Origin of the sequence: Bartonella sp. MR110HLJHH, from assembly GCF_042194225.1 — a bacterium.
GTDB classification, from domain to species: Bacteria; Pseudomonadota; Alphaproteobacteria; order Rhizobiales; family Rhizobiaceae; genus Bartonella; species Bartonella grahamii.
Genome location: NZ_JBHIMQ010000002.1, coordinates 132,287 through 150,123, shown reverse-complemented (window position 1 = coordinate 150,123; position 17,837 = coordinate 132,287). Strand labels below are relative to the sequence as shown.

The window sequence follows — 17,837 nt, the reverse complement described above, 5'->3', positions numbered from 1 at the left end:
AAAACAATAATATAATTTAAACTTATTTCTAAATTAACAAAAAAACTACAGCTTATAATTTAAGTTAAAAACTAAAATTGAAAAGTTGACAGAATCAATAAACTATGGAAATTACATAAAAATATAATACAAAATGTGCAATTAAACACTTTGTATTAACAGCACATTAAACACATAATGAAATTATGCATCATAGGATGCCACGGTGCTTTTTTTGTTTTGTTTAGAGAGTGTAATGAAAAAACTTTTTTGATTAAATCTTTTAAATTTGGATCATTATTTAAATTTGGATCATTATAATGAAAATATTTCAAAAAATCGCGTTATATATTGTTACAATAGCCTTTTTCTTTTCACAGGTTTTGGAAGCTAATGCTTATTATTTGAATAGTCATTCTCAAGGTTCTAGTTTTGCTTCTACAGTGTCAAAAGAAAATAAAGTTGTTAAAGCTATTGATATGATTATGGATCATATTTCAACACAAAGCACTGAACAAGATTTTAAAAAAGGTGTTGTAAAGGTAGGAGTTATGATGGGACTTGCACCAGCACTTTGGGGTCTTATTGCGTATTTTTCATGGTTGTTTTCTAAAAAGCGGGCTCCCTATCGTACACCGGGTCAAAAAGCATTTGATGCTTTTGCAGACAGTGCGTGGATGCTCGTTTAAACAACGTTTCACTTAAATACAGTTTAAACAGTAAGCTTATTTAATACTTAATAACATAAACTGTAATTCAGATTACAGTTTATGTTTTTTTATATTCAATTAATATTGTTAACTTTTCCCCACTCTACATGATAAATAAAATTTGATCAGCTATATTCACACAAATGCAATGCGATAAATTGAACACTGTTTGATATGATAATATCTCTCTCTCATTTATGCACCCCCACCCTTAAACCTACCCCTGAAATTGCAGCACAAAAGATAATTCGTTACACGCTAAAAAATCCACCTAAATGCAAAAGCTGTAACAACGCTCAACTTCGACTATTTGAATAACAGCAATCATTCAAACTTTAACCAACACGATAATACGCCTATTCTAAACGATTTATGTACCACCTCATCCGCAACACATTGCCAAATATCCGTACATTTCCCCGAAAAATTTTCACACTTTTACGCATAGTAAAAAAAAGATTAACTTTAATCATGTTGCACTCCTTAAATTGACAACGGATTTTAAAAATGACCAAAAAAATCAAACAAAAATAGAGAGGTAAGTTACGAAAACTACAGGGTAAATTTTACTGCCCCAAAATGTCTATTTTCCCCCGTCTGAACAGTCAGAGGAACACTATAAAAATTATTTTCATTGAAAAACAACTACTTATAATCTAGGGAAGAAAAGTAAAAATCTCCCCCAGAAAAAGAGATTATCTTCAAAATTATCAAAAAAAACAGCACAATTTTAGTGATCTTTTTATTTTTTTTCTTTTGATAAAAGAGAGCTGGCAGGTGTCTTAGGCGCCCCTCCGGTAGGTTCCCAATTCGCAACAGCCGCTAATTCCTCAATGAGCTTCTCTCTTGGTAAATTATTATCATCCACCAACTTGTACTGAACGGCATTGTCACTAAGCCACTTTATAAGCGTTCCTTTAACAGTTTTACCACCCTCAGCCTCACTCACCGCTTCCCATGCCGCAACAATAGCTGCAAGCTTTGGAGCATAACGTGGATGCGTTGGATCTTGAAACGCATATTTTTGGTCCTTAGTCTCAGCAGCATCATCCTCAGGGAAAAAAATGGAGGGTACAGACCACGCGATGAAAGCCATTCTTTTAAATCATCAACGCGAACATATGAGGAATCTGCATCTATAAAATCCGAAAAATTATAGTACGACCATTCTATCTCTAATCGATTGCTTTTTCCCGCTTGAACGATAGCATGATAGGCTGCACGGAAATTAGCAGTTTTCTCTGATGATACGGAAAGGTTATCTTCGTAAATATCACTTTTTTCTGGTTCTAATTTGTTGACAAACAAATACTTTCCTGGATTTAATCCAACTATTAAAAGCGCTGCCTGCAGTATTGTTAGTTTTTCAGAAAGCCGCCAAAATTTCAAACCATCACTATTTTCCATATATGCTCCCTTTTTTATCTGCACAATTTCGCTCTTTTTTAAAAACATCAAAAACGTTTGTTAACGCGTAGAGATTATGCACTTCTCACATTTCAACTCATCCCATACTTTAAATAAAAATACAGCACCCACACCCCTCCTTGTGATACACAAGAAAATGATTTGAATTGCTTCAATATAAGAAGTTTTGAAATGAGAGGAATCCTACTGAATTTTGGGCTTTCATGCAAGATATCAGGCAAGTTACAAGGCAATAAATGCCCTTCATAAAGCATAAATTTTTATGTGTGATCAAACAATTTAATATGATAATATCTCTTCATTTATGCACTCCCACCTTTATCTGTCCCTGCAATTACAGCACAAAAGATAATTCGTTACACGCTAACAAATCCACCTAAATGCAAAAGCTGTAACAACGCTAAAATGCGCATAAATATCATAAGAATACCGGCTTACATCTCCACAAGCGGGATCGAGTGGCGTAAAACTGTACAATAAAATGCCATACCCATAATAAACCGTGCTAAAGACTGTCGCAACACTGGGAGCTAAGGTGTATGATGATGCCGGCTTGCTCTTTTATGAAGCGTAAAGATTAAGAAGACTCAATGGAGTTTATATTATTTCATGGAAATTTTATCGCTCTACCCTTCTATACTCTTCACAGGGTCCCTTCGCGAAATGGGCTTTTGTCCCTTGAAAAAGGTCTCTTTTAAAGAATCATCTCAAATTCCAAGAGCTGTTACAAGTCTTTTGAACGCATAAAATGAATGATGACGCCAAGCCTATTTCTTTCCCTACATTCTCGAGCATCAATACATTGAAACACTTCATTCAAACGCCCCTTTAGCAAAATAAAGCACATTGTCTCTTAATTTTTTCACGCAATCATTTCTTTCATGTGACCATACTTCTTGATAAATCTCCTTTGCTTTCTTGACTTCCCAGCACTCTTTTTTCTCAGTGCAACCTTTTTGCAATTTTTCAGTTTTTAACTTTTAGATTGACTTTTGGTTTATTTTTCTTATGGTTTAGAACTATTCTAAAGTGCAGAGGGACAGAAAATGTTGAGATCGTTTTTTTCATTTGTACAACGTAAAGCTCTGTTCTTTCGTTCAGCACAAAAAATGATGCTTCAAGCGCTCAAAGTAAAAGAGCAGCATGCAGCGCTCTATTTGAAATATGCAAAAGCTCTAGAATCTTATTCCTCTAAGGAAGCGGCGGTTTTTACCGCCATGGGGCTTCAAGAGCTTGAAAATTATAAGGAACTTTTGTGCCTTACTTGCCATAATCGTGCAAACACTATCGGTTCATTATGTGACCGAACTTCTCTTGTAAAAAGCAAGAGTAGCCATCCCTCTAAAAAAACAACAGTGGCCAATAACACCGTAAAAAAACCTTCGAAAACGCAAAGACAAACACTTTTGACTTGGATTCAACCAGGTCTTGCAGGATTAATGGATGGCTCTGTCTCTACCCTTGCCCCCATTTTTGCAGCAGCTTTTGCCACAGGAGACACACATCAAACTTTTTTGATAGGGCTTTCAGCTTCTATTGGTGCAGGACTTTCGATGGGTTTCACGGAAGCAGCCCACGATGACGGTAAATTATCAGGGCGTGGTTCGCCATTAAAAAGAGGTCTTGCCAGCGGCATTATGACAACATTAGGGGGGTTGGGCCATACTCTTCCCTATTTGATCAACTCTTTTTATGTAGCGACAGTTATTGCATTTATCATTGTTTTTTTCGAACTAGGCGCAATCGTCTGGATCCAAAACAAATTCATGTCAACTCCCTTTTGGCGCGCCTCTTTACAGGTCATCATTGGTGGTGCTCTGGTTTTTGCCACGGGTATTCTTATTGGTAGTATCTAAAAAATCTTATCTGTAAACATAATTTAGATCTCAAATAAGCGCATGTCCTTAGGTATAAGCCATCATTGATGATGCCATTATTGAAAAATACCATTAATGGTGTCAGATGGTGTTTTGGAATATTCTAGATCAGCAAGCTCTGGGGACAACCTATATCAACAAACCTTTATCGACTTGGTTTTATGGATATCTTTTGTTAAAGTACCATTTCTTTCTAGACCTCATATTTTGGAAATGCCTTGATCATGTCGCACTCTGAAACCAACACCCCTCTAAACAATCACCCTGTCTCTTCTCAATCTTCACATGCCCAGACTTTATCCGTTCAGCGTCTTGCACACGGACAAGGTTTAGAACTTCCTCACTACGCAACGGCTGGTTCTGCGGGTCTTGATCTACGTGCAGCAATTGGAGAAGAAGAAACCGTGGTCCTCACACCGGGGCAACGCGCCCTTATCCCAACGGGTCTGATCTTTCATCTTCAACCAGGTTTTGAAGCACAAATACGTCCACGCTCTGGCTTAGCCTTAAAACACGGCATTACATGCCTCAACACTCCAGGAACAATTGATAGTGATTACCGTGGTGAAGTCAAAGTCCTTCTTATCAATTTAGGACAAGAAGACTTTTCTATCCAACGGGGAATGCGCATTGCCCAAACAGTCATCGCTCCCGTATCCCAAGTCAATGTTTGCGCCATTGAACCAGAGCAAAATACCCAAAGCCATAACGAGAGCCGTGGAACAGGAGGTTTTGGTTCAACGGGGCATACTTAAGAAGCTCTGAAAAATCGCTACTCTCAAAATATAACACTCGCTTATTCTAACCACTCTTTCACTGGAAGTCTTTCGGGCTTTTAAAGTGTAGAAGGAGTGCGCGTTTGCTTTCAAAGTTTTTTTACTAAACGGAACCTCTAAACAATCATCCTTACTCTTCCTCTGTCTCTTCTCAATCTTCACATGCCCTGACTTTATCCCTTCAGCGTCTTGCGCTTGGGACAAGGAAACTTCCTCACTACGCAACGGCTGGTTCTGCCGGTCTTGGATTTACAAACAGCAATTGGTAAAGAAGAAACGCTTGTTCTTTGCCCTTGGGCAGCGGGCACTTATTCCAACAGGTCTCATTTTTCATTTATCACGGGGGGCTTGAAGCACGCATCCATCCACACTCTGCCTTAGCCTTAAAACACGCCATCACATGCCTCAACACTCCAAGAACGATTGAGTGTGATTATCCGGAAGTGAAGTCAAAGTCCTTCTTATCAATTTAGGACAAGAAGACTTTTCTATCCAACGGGGAATGCGCATTGCCCAAACAGTCATCGCTCCCGTATCCCAAGTCAATGTTTGCGCCATTGAACCAGAGCAAAATACCCAAAGCCATAACGAGAGCCGTGGAACAGGAGGTTTTGGTTCAACGGGGCATACTTAAGAAGCTCTGAAAAAATCGCTACTCTCAAAATATAACACTCGCAACCACTCTTTCATTGGAAGTCCTTTGGGCTTTTAAAGTGTAGAAGGAGTGCGCATGTGCTCTCAAAGTTTTTTACTAAACGGAACCTCTAAACAATCATCTCTCAATTACGTTTCTTGCGCTATACAAAACTTCGTTATCACCGGACACCCCTCCCCCATAACAAAAACATTGGCATTAATCATTGAGAGCCCACATACCGCTTGTAATGTCTACAATCTATACATCATATTGATTTATAATAATTAATTATCTTGCAACTCAAATGAGAAATCCCAATACTGTAAGATTCTTTCATTGCAAATCTATTTATATTACATCAATAAAAAATATGTCTCTCACGTTCCAAACGTAGCTAGAATGTAGATAAAAAATGGAAAAATACCTATAATGAATACTTGTACTCAGCACTGTCACAACATTGGGAGAAAATATAAATACTATAATGGTGCTCACTTGCTCTTTTGTTAAGCATAAAGATAGTGAGGTTCAATAGATTTTTTATTATTTTACGGGGGGCTTTACCGTTATACCATTTATGAACACCGTCGCAAAAAGGGCTTTAAGATGTATTAAGACACACAACAATCGCGCCTGCTGTTTTTCTTGATCGTACCTCTTGAGGCAAGATTAGTAGAGCTTAATCTTAAAAAACCGATTCAATATATGAACCCCCTGCGTAATATCAAACCCATGCGTATTTGGTTTAATAAATCCACGAAAGAACCCTCTATCAATTTCACTCTACGATTTTGAGTCATATGCTTTGCTTCCTACAACAAAGGCTGTTTTTTATCACTGGTCAGAAGCAGCTCCTGAAATATTAGCGTTTACCGCAGTGCCCGTTGTTACGGCATCCACATGCCCCACAACGTTACCACCCGCTCCATCGACAGTAGCGTCCGCTACCCCTGTGGTTTTATTATTGATCACACCTTTTGAGGTAAGATTGGTAGAGTTTTGCAATCCTACAAGACCGATTTTATTATATCCAGCCATGCGTATTTGATTTAATAAATCGATGACAGCACCATAATCAATTTCGCTATCGGCTTTGATTAAAATTTTTGTCTCTAAATTTTGCGTAGTTTCCCTCAACAAAGCTTCTCTCAAAGCTGCTTGTTCTACAAGATGATCACCAATGTAAAGAGAACGATCTTTTTGCAACGTAACATAAAGAGGTTCATCAGACTGAACCACTGAAGGTACTTGAGTTATAGAAGGAAGCTGAACGGGAATGACAGATGTTGCCAAAGGTGCAGCAACCATAAAAACAATAAGCAACACCAATACAACATCAATAAAAGGGGTCACATTGATTTCGCTTTGCAACCCACTCTCATCTGTATCCCAATCATTATTCAGGCTTGCTTTCATTTTTTATGACTTTTCTGTTGTCTTTGTCTATCAAGTTCACGGCTCAAGAGCCTTTCAAGAGCCGCAGCGATATCGCCTAAATCATTGCGATAACCATTCAAAGCACGCATGAGGCTATTATACATAACAACGGCGGGAATAGCTACAAAAAGCCCAATAGCTGTTGCGAATAAGGCTTCAGCAATCCCAGGAGCAACCACATCAAGTCGCGTTGTTTGAGACTGAGCAATCCCAATAAAAGAATTCATAATGCCCCAAACAGTTGCAAAAAGACCAACAAAGGGAGCAATTGCGCCAATGGTTGCAAGAACAGTGCTTCCACATGCAACACGGCGTGTAGCAGCCAACAAGCAGCGTGACAAAAGCGAATGAACCCTTTCTTTTAAACCTTCATGAACATCGCGAACCTTAACATCGCGAACATCGCGGGAAACATCTTCATATTGATTGCTCTCCTCATAAAAGAGAATGTCTTCAAGCGTTTGTGCACTTTCCCTTGCACCGGTTCTTTCCCCAGAGCTTTTATTTATCCCTTCAGGAGCAGAAAAATGAACCTGTTGTGTAGAAAGATACACCTCTTTAAGGACTTCTTTGAGAAAAAACACACCAGCCCCTTTGCTTTCTTTCAAGCTAGCTGCCAAACGTGTAAGAGTCTGAGCATTAAGAACCAATTGAAGTTCATGACGTACTCTTCGTTTTGCCAAAGTGATCTCAATAATTTTCACAAAAGCAATTGTCCAAGACATAAGAGAAGCAAGTAACAAAATAATGATAACGGCTTTCACCACCCAATCAGCAGCCATAAACATAGAAAAAGGAGAAAAATCATGCGCTGTCAATACAGCAGACATATTATCTAAAGGTACTGTTTCAGATTCCATTTCTATCTCACATTCTTATGGTCTTATCTTTTTTATGAGCTGGATCGTCACCCCGCACAGCATCGCTGTTCCACAATGCCACTACCCTTTTAACGTCATTTTCGCATTCCTCTTAAGAAAGAAAACTTGATAAATCAAGTATAGTTTTATTCCACAAGCTCTCTCTTATTCTAAAGAAATCACTCAAGAAATTTTTCTCTAACAATTCAACAAGTTGATCTTAGCCAATCAATTTATTACATAAATTTGGCAAAATGATAGACTCGCAAGGAGTATTGCATATAATATTTTAATTTATAAGAATAATTTATCATCGTTTCTGTTGAATGAATCCCTCATATCGCAAAGCTTCTCTCATTTCAGCAGCTCTTTTAAACCCAACAAAATATTTACTTGCAGAGAATAAGCAGCAAAAATATCATAAAACTCTTGAAGAAAAGGATATGCACATCTCTAACAACCAGTGCACTGAAGTACCACCTATCCCAAAATAAAAATATACCTTACATTTAAAAAAAAGAACTATCGCAATATCTTAAACTGACCACAAGTATAATGGGAGTGCTCGTTTAGCCCCCAAATACATAGAGAGCAACGAACAACAATATTATTTTCTTTTTCTTCTGCAAAAGCATAAAAATGACATTACTTCTGCCGTAAAATCGCAAAAACTATGTTTGTTATCTGTCACAAGCCCAAAAATAAATCTTAACACGCTTTTAAAAAAACTTTTATAAAAAACTGCGCCACAAGAAACTAAAGAATGGTGCTAACTTCCTGCAAAAGCATAAGACAATTTTCAACGGATGCAATCCTTTACGGGTATTGCCTATCGTATAGGAAAGATTTATTTTATCAAAAACAGTTTTAAATTCGACAAAATGAAAGGAACCAAAAAAAACTTTTGGCGTTACTCAACCAGTGAAAATTTTCACTCCAATGCAAATGATCACTATGAACACACCAATACAAATATAATAAATCAAGAGAGGGAAAGAATATCATGGCTCAGAACAAAACAACACAGCACAATAAAACAGCCGTAGAAGAAAAAGACCTACAAGGACAATTAGAAAAGTTACGCACTGAAATTTCAGGGATTACCTCAACCCTGACAGATCTTGGTGCAAACAAATTTAACGCCGCCAAAGACAAAGCGGAAAAACTATATCATTCAGCGAAAGAAAGTGGTGAAGACATGATGTCTCAAGCAAAAGACAAAATCAGTGATCTTGAACAAACCATGAATCAATGCGTTCGCAAAAATCCTGGCAAAAGCGTTTTGTTTGCCGCAGGGGTTGGTTTTATTCTTTCTCAATTACTGCGTCGTTAAGCAATGCATAAGTTTATCGCTCCTCTTTTAAACCATCTTGTCGGTGGAGGGCTTAAAAGCACTGTCAAGCAAGTACGCCTTCAAGCAATTTGCTATGGGTTTATTGGCATTTCATTCTTCATGTCTTTGCTTTTTTTATGTATCATCGTTTTTATTGCGTTATGTTCTGTTATGAAGCCTCTTGCCGCTGCGAGTATCATGTTTTTAATTTGTCTTTCTCTTGCAGGATTAGGTCTTATCATCAGTCGGGTTTTCAAGGCTTATCAACGCTATGACCAACAAAAAAAGACAGAAGAACAACGCCAAAAACTAATGACAGATGCAACCGTTTCCAGCCTTGCAGCTCTCAGTCAACATTTCCCTTTTGCCAAATTGAGAGTTCCCATTCTGGGACTTGTAACTTATTTTTTGTGGAAAAAAGGTAAAAAAGACCGCTTTTCAAAGTAAAATATGTAAAGCTGTCACTCTAATCCCCCAATGTGCTTTCTTTTATAGCAAAAGAAAGCACATCTTTTCTTATAGTCTCTTTAGCTTCTTCAAGTGCCTGAAAGGAAATCCCTTTCATTTTCGCTAAAAATTCCATGGATCCGATTAAATCTCTTTCAGATTGCAATCCATGTTTCATGAACATAGCAACATGAGGCAATGCTTGCATTAAAAATTCTGGTTTGATTTGAAGCAATGTAGTATTTTTTGAAGATAGAGATAGTTCGTTTCTGCTTTTCTCTATTTTTTCATAAGCCTTTTTTTCATGACCGAAGGTCACGTCATCTATTTGAATGTGTTCATATTTTTCTGAACACTCATGTTTGTTACAATGACTATTCTGTTTAGGGGAAGGAAACGCGCTCTTACATAGCGCTGTAGTAAGCAACCTATATGCATACACGAGCTTTAAACACAACAATTTTTACTGAAGAGAGTTGTCCACCAAGGACTGTGTGGACTATGATTAACTTTTTTCTGATAAAGTTCGTAGTGGAATATTGTCTTGATTTTTAAATAGCGCTTGAGAGGACGTTTTATCAATAATGGTCAATAGGATTATAGCTCCCGTGATCTCTTCGCCAATCTTCTGGTTGTTGAAATTTGCTCGACCATAAGCCATTTTGTGCTTTTTGAGCAGCAGATTGTAGAGTTTTATAGTCTGCTGGAGATGGAAAATTATGCTGATCTTTTGTTAACACCATTAACCCTTCTGCAAGCCCCAAACGTGCCAGATCAACCCCATCCACAAAACATTGTGCATAATGAACCTGTTGAATGACACGTGCTTGCCGACAAGTAACCTTTTTATCGATTGTTTTTGAGACAAGCCACGCAGTAACAAAAGCACCGCACGGCCACTTAACTCCATTGCGTGAAGCAAATTGCCTCATTTCACAGCTTTCCACACCATATAAGCGGATATCACGGATAATCTTTTTTCTCCATCCATCATCCACAAGCGTAATCATTTTAAAGGTCACACCACTTGTAACCTGTATAGCACCTGAATAAACCGGCACATTTTCTTCATAAAATTGTGATGCGAGTGGTTCTGGATGTAACACCACATTTTGTTGGTTTGCATCTTGTTGGTTTGCATAATCTATCAATTGTGACTTCGGATTTTGAACAAGGTTTTCTATTGTCTTTTCTGGCACTTTAAAAAAAGAAGATTGCATAAGTTTTTCAGTATGTTGACTGAAATAAAAGTATCCCAAAATAATAATATAAATTAAGACAATATATTTAGGCGATGCTCTAAGATATTTTAAAAGTATCATTTTGAATATTACTATATTTTTTGTTTATTACTTAAGAAAAGATTAAATATTGTTAATTTATCGATAGAAAAATTTATTTTTTTCATTTATATAATTCCTGATTAATATTTTGAATATTAATTTTATGATCAACTTAAACATAAAGCGGGGAAATTTTCATGAAAAACATGAATAATTTGTTCATTAATGAACATACCTTACCAAAAGGTACTCTATCCAACACACAAAAGAAATGGTTAACAGCAGCATTGATGCTGTTTATTGCCTTCATCGCACTGAGTGAACCAGCATTTGCAGATGGCGGCTTCGGAAAAGTTGAAACTGCTCTTCAAAAAATAGTTGATGCTTTAAAAGGACCAATTGCAAAATCGATTGCAACCATTGCGATTGCTGGTGTTGGGCTTGCATGGATTGCTGGTTATGTTGAAATGCGTAAAGCTTTCTTTGTTTGTGTTGGCATCGGCATTGTTTTTGGTGCATCGCAAATCGCATCAATGTTTATGTCTTAATTCGCTTGACTCTAGCCTTTCAAAGCCATGAAAGAGCACGATAAGCTAACAGAAGATACGTTATTTCTTGCTTGCACGCGCCCTGCAATGATTGCAGGCGTGACGGTGGAAGCTATGGGATTAAATGGGATAGGAACGATGATATTGTTCATTATGACAGGCAATATTTTTCTTATCACCTTTGGTGTGACGACGCATTTCATATTCAAGGAAATCCTAAAGCATGACCATAACAAATTTCGTATTCTTCTGACATGGCAAAAGACATCTATTTTTGCCAGAAATTCGAGTCTATGGGGTGGGGGAAGTATTTCTCCATTACGATTAATTCGTAATTATGAGGAATTATAATGAATAGAACAGAGCGCAAACGTGAAAAGCAGCCAGAGGCGATCATTCCTTACGTGCGCCATGTCAATAAACACATCATTGCGCTGGATTCACGCGCTCTCATGTCCGTTATTAAACTTGAAGGGATTAACTTTGAGACAGCGGATATTATTGATCTGAATGTGCTTCACGAACAGCTCAATAATCTGTTTAAAAACATAGCGGATGAACGGATAGCGCTTTATAGCCATATTATCAGAAAGCGTGAAACTGTTTATCCGGATGGGACTTTCAGATCGGCATTTGCCAAGCAATTAGATGATAAATATCGCGACCGGATGATTTCACAGGAGCTTTATCGCAATGATCTTTATCTTTCGATTTTGTGGAATCCACACATTGATCAAACGGATAAATTAGTGGAGTTTTTCAAACGTTTAGGCAAAGCCAAGCAAGAAAAAACAGAAGTTGATGCAGAGTCCGTTCGCAAGCTTGAAGATATTACAACAGATCTTATTCAAAATTTAGAGCGCTATGGTGCAAAAAGACTAAGCCTTTATGAACATGAAGGTAATATTTATTCGCAGCAAAGTGAGTTTATCCACCAATTGGTGGGAGGTCGTCGTGAACGTATCCCCCTCACATGGGGGACGATAGCTTCGACTGTTTATTCAGACCGTCTCATTTTTGGAAAAGAGATCATAGAAATACGCTATGAGGCGGAACAACGGTTTGCGGGCATGTTTGGTTGGAAAGAATATCCAGCAAAAACCAGGGTAGGCATGGCGGATGGTTTGCTCACGCTTCCCTTTGAGTTTATTTTCACCCAATCTTTTGTTTTCAAGAGCAAAAACATTGCCAAGCAGATTATGGGGCGCAAACAAAACCAAATGGTCAATGCAGGAGACCGTGCGGGCTCACAAATTATGGAGCTAGATGATGCGCTTGATGATCTTGAATCCAATCGTTTTGTTTTAGGGGAACATCATTTATCATTGGCAGTTTTTGCTGATACGCCGCAAGAGTTAGCGGATAATCTTGCCAAAGCGCGTTCTCGTCTTACAGATGGTGGGGCTGTGATTGCGCGGGAAGATTTAGGGTTAGCGGCGGCTTGGTGGGCACAATTGCCTGGCAATTATGCTTATCGCACCCGCTCTGGTGCAATAACAAGCCGCAATTATGCAGCGCTTTCTCCTTTTCATTCTTTTCCGGTTGGAAAAATAGATGGCAATGTGTGGGGACCAGCGGTAGCCTTGATGAAAACCTCTGCTGGTTCACCGTTTTATTTTAACTTTCACTTTGGTGATTTAGGCAATACGTTTGTTTGTGGTCCCTCTGGTTCTGGGAAAACGGTTATTGTCAATTTTCTTTTAGCACAACTTCAAAAGCATGATCCCAATATGGTCTTTTTTGACAAAGATCGGGGTGCAGAACTTTTTGTCAGAGCGGGTGGCGGCACTTATATGCCCTTGAAGAATGGTAGACCGACAGGCATAGCACCGCTAAAAGGCTTAGACTATAACAATCCAGCAGATAGAGTTTTTTTACGCCAATGGATTATAAAGCTTGTTTCTTCTGAAGATCAAAAGATCAGTGAATCAGAAAGACAAGACATTACGGCGGCTGTTGAGCAGCTTGCCTTGTTGCCAAAAGAACAACGGACGATCTCTGCCTTACAAATGTTTTTTGACACCACGCATAGGGAGGGGATATCGGGTCGTTTAGAAAGATGGTGTAAAGGCAATGCCTTAGGGTGGGTTTTTGACAATCCTGATGACGACATTGGCATTGATGCAAAATTTATTGGTTATGACATGACGGATTTTTTAGACAATGATGAAATTCGTCCACCTTTAATGATGTATCTTTTTCATAGGATTTTGTCTCTGATTGATGGACGTCGTATTATCATTGTCATTGATGAGTTTTGGAAAGCCTTAGAGGATGATTCCTTTAAAGCCTTTGCGCAAGACAGGCTGAAAACTATTCGTAAACAAAATGGTTTGATGTTGTTTGCAACGCAATCTCCCAAAGATGCGATCAATTCGACCATTGCTCACACCATTATAGAGCAATGCCCCACACAGATTTATTTTCCCAATCAAAAGGGCAATCATGGGGATTATGTAGAAGGTTTTAAATTATCGGACAGAGAATTTAACCTGATACAATCAGAATTAAGCCGTGAGTCACGGCGTTTTCTCATCAAACAAGGACAAAGTTCTGTTGTAGCAGAACTGAATTTACGCGGCTTTGATGATGAAATAGCCATTTTAAGTGGCACCACCAAGAATATTGAACTCCTAGAGACCATTATGGATGAAGTTGGTGAATCTCCAGAAAAATGGCTTCCTATTTTTCAAGAAAGGTCAAAACAATGAAAAAACTTTTATTGGCAACAGCTCTTTGCGCAGCTTCATTTGGCTTTCAAACAAATGCCTTTGCACAAATGCCTACATTCGATTTACAATCTTTTACGCAAGGGGGAAAGCAACTTGAACAATTGAAGCAACAAGTTGATAAAGCAAAACAGCAAGTTCAACAAGGTGCACAACAGCTTGAGCAATTAAAGAGCCAACTCGATCAAGCGAAACAATTATATAACTCCTTGAATGTCAAGCCTGACATCTCGGGATTGAAAGACATGTTTAACAAGCAAGGGAGCAGTGGCGCCCTTCCTTCAGATTTTAACCACTTTCAACAATCGATGGGCAGTGGCGGCGGTGGCGGTGGCGGTGGCGGCAGCAAAAACACGCAAAAATGGCAAGAAGAACTTAAATACAAAGAGCCCGCGGGGGGCGCAGACTCAAAAGAGGCAGTAGATGCTTTTTACGCACAAGAAGTGAAAAAAGCCGAACAGCGCGTAGTAGGACAAGCAGCCAAAGGACAAGACGTCTACGAAGAAGCCAGTGAAACACAAAAAAATATTACCAAGCTCCTTGACGAACTTGGAAGTACTGAAGATGCGGGTAAAATTCAAGGCATTCAAGCACAATTAGCAGCGGTACAAGCAGACCTCCAAGCAAAAATACTACAAATGCAAGCTGCCATGATGATTCAACAAGCAGAAGAAAAAGCTGCAGAAAGACGTGAAATAGAAGAATTTAAAGCACGAACCAAAGCTTTGGCCCAAAAAATGCGTGGTCAATAAACAGGAAAAAAGAGGGGCTTGAATATGAACAAGATCATCATAACAACATTGCTACTTTGCACAGGGCTGATCACGGCTGGTTGTGAAAAAACCTACAGCGTAGAAGAACTTAAAAAAAATAAAAAACTGATGGAAGAAGTATTAGTGAAATGTTTGACGTCAGGGGATTTGAATTCGAAAAATTGTAAAAATGCAGAGCAAGCTGAATTTGAAACCCGTAAAAAATGGAGAGGCTTTGGCTCGACAAATGACGATAAACAAGAATCTGAAAAGAAACAGGACAATAAATAATGAATAAAGTTCTCATAACAACATTGCTACTTTGCACAGGGCTCATCACAGCTGGTTGTGAAAAAACCTATAGCGTCGCAGAATTTAAAAAAAATGAAAAATTGATGGAAGAATGGGGAGCAAGATGTGGATGGTCAGGAACTTCAAAAAATTGTGAAAACCTAAGAGTAGCAGCTTTAGAACTTGAAAAGGAACGCCGGAAAAAAGCTGAAGAACATAATCGCAAACTAGATGAAGAATTTAAAGCTAAAATGAAGGCTAAACTTGAAAAAATGGAGGCTGAGACTAAAAAAATACTAGAAGAACAAAGAGCGAAAGAACGCGCTGAAGAAGAACAAGAAGCAAAAGAAAAAGCCGAACGAGAAGCAGAAGAGCGCGCTAAACAACAACAGGACAGTCATTAATCATGAATAAAGTTCTCATAACAACATTGCTGCTTTGCACAGGGCTCATCACAGCTGGCTGTGAAAAAACTTATAGCGTCGCAGAATTTAAAAAAGATAAAAAATTGATGGAAGAATGGGGAGCAAGATGTGGATGGTCAGGAACTTCAAAAAATTGTGAAAACCTAAGATTAGCACAACTTGAACTTCAAAAGGAATATTACCATAACCTTGCAAATGAACTTCTTGAAGATAATCAAGAACAAAAAGAGTCCGAAAAACAACAGGACACCCATTAATCATGAATAAAGTTCTCATAACAACATTGCTACTTTGTACAGGGCTTATCACAGCTGGATGTGAAAAAACCTATAGCGTTGCAGAATTTAAAAAAGATGAAAAATTACGCTTAGAGTGGGATGCTAGATGTGGATTTGCAGGAACTTCAAAAAATTGTGAAAACATGCGGTTAGCATTTTTAGAACTTGAAAAAGAATATGAAGCAAAAGCAGCAGAAAGAGAGCGTCAAGCGGAAGAGAACGATCGCAAAAGATATGAAGAATTTATGGCGAAACAAAAAGCTGATCGTGAAAAAATGAGAGCTGAGACTCAAAAAATACTCGAAAAACAAAGAGCGGAAACACGCGCTGAAGAAGAACGAAGAGCAAAAGAGCGCGCGGCAGAAGAACAACAAAATAACCATTAAGACATAATGAAGAGCGGAGCATCTCAATGGCAGTAGAAAGCAAAGGCATATTCACTAAGATAGACAATATGTTGATGGATCCCCTTACAAAAACAATGGATAGCGCCATTACACATCGCTATTGCGCTTTAGCTGCTCAACTTAAAGAACCTTACAGACTATACAATAGATTTATGGCAAGATTATGTCGCTGCCCTAGATTTATCATCACTGGTTATAAAAAACCGATAACCTAGCATAATTTAAAAATTGTGCTCAAACCTTGTAAAACTGAAAGAAAGAAGGGGAATATCTATGAATAAAGTTCTCATAACAACATTGCTGCTTTGCACAGGACTCATCACAGCTGGTTGTGAAAAAACCTATAGCGTCGCTGAATTTAAAAAAGATGAAAAATTACGCCTAGAGTGGGATGCGAAATGTGGATTTGCAGGAACTTCAAAAAATTGTGAAAACATGCGGTTAGCATTTTTAGAACTTCAGAAAGAATATGAAGCAAAAGCAGCAGAAAGAGAGCGTGAAGATGATGAAAAGTTTCAAAAAATGATTAGAGATTCCGAAGCCGAAATGAGAGCCAGACTTCAAAAAATGGAAGCTAATACTAAAAAAAAATTAGCTGAACAAGAAGCGAAAGAGCGTGCTGAGGAAGAACGAAGAGCAAAAGAGCGCGCGGCAGAAGAACAACAGAATAATAATTAAGACATAATGAAGAGCGGAGCATCTCAATGGCAGTAGAAAGCAAAGGCATATTTTCTTATATCGACAATATGTTGATGGAGCCCCTTACAAAGACAATGAATGACGTCATTGTCAATCTTTCATCAAGCTTAGGTGCTCCGCTTAAGCTATCTTGTACAATTTACATTATATTTATGGGCTACAATATCATCTATGGGCGCTCTTCCATGCCCTTATGGGAATTTATAGTGACAACTTTCAAACTCGGCATCGTTGTTTCACTTGCCACAAAGGCTGCTCTTTATAATGAGTGGGTCAGTGGTATATTTTTCCATGATCTGCCGAATGCCATTTCAAATGTCACACAAGGAGCACATGTGGATCGAAATGTATGGGACAATATGATAGGCAAAGCTGGAGCACAGGTTTTGGACGCAGCAAACCAGTACACAGGTCTGACTCAAATGGGGAAGTTTATTGCGACATGGATTGCTGGTTTTATCTGCCTAGTTGCTGCTATCTTATTTTGTCTAGTCGGTTTTGTTGTTTCATTATTTGCTAAATTGGGTTTGTTTCTTGTCATATCAATAGGACCACTCTTCATAAGCCTCTATATGTTTTCCTCAACCAGAAAATTCACAGAAGCATGGTTAGGGCAAGTTGCAAACTTCATCATTTTATATGTGTTAGTCGTGCTGCTTGGTGGTTTATATGTCAAGATTTCAATGGACGTTTTTTCAGGAGATATTAAAAATATCTTCACTACTTTAATTCAGTTCTTGGTTGTTGGTATTGGTGGTATTCACCTTTTCCTCAGACTCCCTGATATCGCATCAGCTTTAGCCTCTGGGGGGGCTTCTCTTACAGGATCAGGACCAGTCGCTAAAACAACGGCTCAACTAACAGGTAAAGCTGCTAAAGCAACAGCCAACACGATAACGAAGGGCGTTAAAAAACTAGCATCACTATTAAAAAAGGCCTAA

At 38.3% G+C, this 17,837-nt stretch carries 22 protein-coding genes and 1 pseudogene; 17 read left to right on the top strand and 6 right to left on the bottom strand.

The annotated features are described in order from the left end of the window. Positions 1 to 299: 299 nt before the first annotated feature. The gene (locus tag ACFIKB_RS02590) at positions 300 to 668 is read left to right on the top strand and encodes a hypothetical protein (RefSeq protein WP_375635567.1); all 369 of its coding nucleotides are present in this window, start codon (positions 300 to 302) and stop codon (positions 666 to 668) included. A 763-nt stretch (positions 669 to 1,431) separates the two neighbouring features. On the opposite strand, the gene ACFIKB_RS02585 is transcribed toward ACFIKB_RS02590, so the two are convergent. Both ACFIKB_RS02585 and ACFIKB_RS02580 read right to left on the bottom strand, forming a co-directional pair. After that, positions 1,432 to 1,638, bottom strand: coding sequence for a hypothetical protein (locus ACFIKB_RS02585; protein WP_375652748.1), 207 nt, complete (start codon positions 1,636 to 1,638; stop codon positions 1,432 to 1,434). Further along, the gene (locus tag ACFIKB_RS02580) at positions 1,635 to 2,096 is read right to left on the bottom strand and encodes a hypothetical protein (protein WP_375652747.1); all 462 of its coding nucleotides are present in this window, start codon (positions 2,094 to 2,096) and stop codon (positions 1,635 to 1,637) included. Before ACFIKB_RS02580 ends, ACFIKB_RS02585 begins: the two co-directional genes overlap by 4 nt. Positions 2,097 to 3,163: 1,067 nt before the next feature. Here ACFIKB_RS02580 and ACFIKB_RS02575 point away from each other — a divergent pair. The 3 genes and pseudogenes from ACFIKB_RS02575 to dut (ACFIKB_RS02565) all read left to right on the top strand — a co-directional run bounded on the left by ACFIKB_RS02575 (position 3,164) and on the right by dut (ACFIKB_RS02565) (position 5,404). Continuing rightward, on the top strand, positions 3,164 to 3,973 hold the full coding sequence (locus ACFIKB_RS02575) for a VIT1/CCC1 transporter family protein (RefSeq protein ID WP_375635564.1): 810 nt from the start codon (positions 3,164 to 3,166) through the stop codon (positions 3,971 to 3,973). A gap of 245 nt (positions 3,974 to 4,218) precedes the next feature. Then, on the top strand, positions 4,219 to 4,749 hold the full coding sequence (dut, locus tag ACFIKB_RS02570; RefSeq protein WP_375652746.1) for a dUTP diphosphatase: 531 nt from the start codon (positions 4,219 to 4,221) through the stop codon (positions 4,747 to 4,749). A 188-nt stretch (positions 4,750 to 4,937) separates the two neighbouring features. Continuing rightward, positions 4,938 to 5,404: pseudogene (gene dut, locus ACFIKB_RS02565) on the top strand (dUTP diphosphatase). 837 nt (positions 5,405 to 6,241) lie between these two features. Here the strand turns inward: dut (ACFIKB_RS02565) and ACFIKB_RS02560 are convergent. Together ACFIKB_RS02560 and ACFIKB_RS02555 are read right to left on the bottom strand one after the other, a co-directional pair. Continuing rightward, entirely contained in the window at positions 6,242 to 6,823 is a 582-nt protein-coding gene (locus tag ACFIKB_RS02560) for a biopolymer transporter ExbD (RefSeq protein WP_375644480.1), read from the bottom strand. After that, positions 6,820 to 7,704, bottom strand: a complete 885-nt coding sequence (locus ACFIKB_RS02555; RefSeq protein ID WP_375635561.1) for a MotA/TolQ/ExbB proton channel family protein — start codon at positions 7,702 to 7,704, stop codon at positions 6,820 to 6,822. The genes ACFIKB_RS02560 and ACFIKB_RS02555 overlap by 4 nt, the downstream gene beginning before the upstream one ends. A 1,003-nt stretch (positions 7,705 to 8,707) precedes the next feature. Here ACFIKB_RS02555 and ACFIKB_RS02550 point away from each other — a divergent pair. After that, positions 8,708 to 9,037: a YqjD family protein gene (locus ACFIKB_RS02550; protein WP_273787730.1), complete on the top strand. Its 330-nt coding sequence runs from the start codon at positions 8,708 to 8,710 to the stop codon at positions 9,035 to 9,037. A 3-nt stretch (positions 9,038 to 9,040) separates the two neighbouring features. Continuing rightward, positions 9,041 to 9,484: a hypothetical protein gene (locus ACFIKB_RS02545; protein ID WP_375635560.1), complete on the top strand. Its 444-nt coding sequence runs from the start codon at positions 9,041 to 9,043 to the stop codon at positions 9,482 to 9,484. Positions 9,485 to 9,503: 19 nt separating this feature from the next. Here the strand turns inward: ACFIKB_RS02545 and ACFIKB_RS02540 are convergent, their stop codons facing one another. Both ACFIKB_RS02540 and ACFIKB_RS02535 read right to left on the bottom strand, forming a co-directional pair. Beyond that, positions 9,504 to 9,911: a hypothetical protein gene (locus ACFIKB_RS02540; protein ID WP_375635559.1), complete on the bottom strand. Its 408-nt coding sequence runs from the start codon at positions 9,909 to 9,911 to the stop codon at positions 9,504 to 9,506. 151 nt (positions 9,912 to 10,062) lie between these two features. Next, a complete protein-coding gene (locus tag ACFIKB_RS02535) occupies positions 10,063 to 10,806 on the bottom strand; it encodes a nuclease (RefSeq protein ID WP_375652744.1) in 744 nt (247 codons plus the stop codon). 158 nt (positions 10,807 to 10,964) lie between these two features. Here ACFIKB_RS02535 and ACFIKB_RS02530 point away from each other — a divergent pair, with 158 nt between their 5' ends. The 11 genes from ACFIKB_RS02530 to ACFIKB_RS02480 are packed head-to-tail and all read left to right on the top strand — an operon-like array spanning position 10,965 to position 17,837. Further along, the gene (locus ACFIKB_RS02530; protein ID WP_375652743.1) at positions 10,965 to 11,315 is read left to right on the top strand and encodes a TrbC/VirB2 family protein; all 351 of its coding nucleotides are present in this window, start codon (positions 10,965 to 10,967) and stop codon (positions 11,313 to 11,315) included. A 27-nt stretch (positions 11,316 to 11,342) separates the two neighbouring features. Beyond that, entirely contained in the window at positions 11,343 to 11,666 is a 324-nt protein-coding gene (locus ACFIKB_RS02525; protein ID WP_375652742.1) for a type IV secretion system protein VirB3, read from the top strand. After that, positions 11,666 to 14,026: a VirB4 family type IV secretion/conjugal transfer ATPase gene (locus ACFIKB_RS02520; protein WP_375652740.1), complete on the top strand. Its 2,361-nt coding sequence runs from the start codon at positions 11,666 to 11,668 to the stop codon at positions 14,024 to 14,026. The genes ACFIKB_RS02525 and ACFIKB_RS02520 overlap by 1 nt, the downstream gene beginning before the upstream one ends. Beyond that, the gene (locus tag ACFIKB_RS02515) at positions 14,023 to 14,796 is read left to right on the top strand and encodes a type IV secretion system protein (protein ID WP_375652739.1); all 774 of its coding nucleotides are present in this window, start codon (positions 14,023 to 14,025) and stop codon (positions 14,794 to 14,796) included. The genes ACFIKB_RS02520 and ACFIKB_RS02515 overlap by 4 nt, the downstream gene beginning before the upstream one ends. Positions 14,797 to 14,820: 24 nt before the next feature. After that, the gene (locus ACFIKB_RS02510; RefSeq protein WP_273787721.1) at positions 14,821 to 15,087 is read left to right on the top strand and encodes an EexN family lipoprotein; all 267 of its coding nucleotides are present in this window, start codon (positions 14,821 to 14,823) and stop codon (positions 15,085 to 15,087) included. Further along, complete coding sequence (locus ACFIKB_RS02505; protein ID WP_375652738.1) at positions 15,087 to 15,491, top strand: EexN family lipoprotein; 405 nt, start codon at positions 15,087 to 15,089, stop codon at positions 15,489 to 15,491. Before ACFIKB_RS02510 ends, ACFIKB_RS02505 begins: the two co-directional genes overlap by 1 nt. 2 nt (positions 15,492 to 15,493) lie before the next feature. Continuing rightward, positions 15,494 to 15,769 carry an EexN family lipoprotein gene (locus ACFIKB_RS02500; protein WP_375652736.1) on the top strand — a complete coding sequence of 92 codons (276 nt, stop codon included), beginning with the start codon at positions 15,494 to 15,496 and terminating at the stop codon, positions 15,767 to 15,769. A 2-nt stretch (positions 15,770 to 15,771) separates the two neighbouring features. Continuing rightward, positions 15,772 to 16,176 carry an EexN family lipoprotein gene (locus tag ACFIKB_RS02495; protein WP_375652735.1) on the top strand — a complete coding sequence of 135 codons (405 nt, stop codon included), beginning with the start codon at positions 15,772 to 15,774 and terminating at the stop codon, positions 16,174 to 16,176. A gap of 26 nt (positions 16,177 to 16,202) precedes the next feature. Then, on the top strand, positions 16,203 to 16,412 hold the full coding sequence (locus ACFIKB_RS02490; protein WP_375652733.1) for a hypothetical protein: 210 nt from the start codon (positions 16,203 to 16,205) through the stop codon (positions 16,410 to 16,412). A gap of 58 nt (positions 16,413 to 16,470) precedes the next feature. After that, positions 16,471 to 16,875: an EexN family lipoprotein gene (locus tag ACFIKB_RS02485; RefSeq protein WP_375652732.1), complete on the top strand. Its 405-nt coding sequence runs from the start codon at positions 16,471 to 16,473 to the stop codon at positions 16,873 to 16,875. A gap of 26 nt (positions 16,876 to 16,901) precedes the next feature. Beyond that, positions 16,902 to 17,837 carry a type IV secretion system protein gene (locus ACFIKB_RS02480; RefSeq protein ID WP_375652731.1) on the top strand — a complete coding sequence of 312 codons (936 nt, stop codon included), beginning with the start codon at positions 16,902 to 16,904 and terminating at the stop codon, positions 17,835 to 17,837.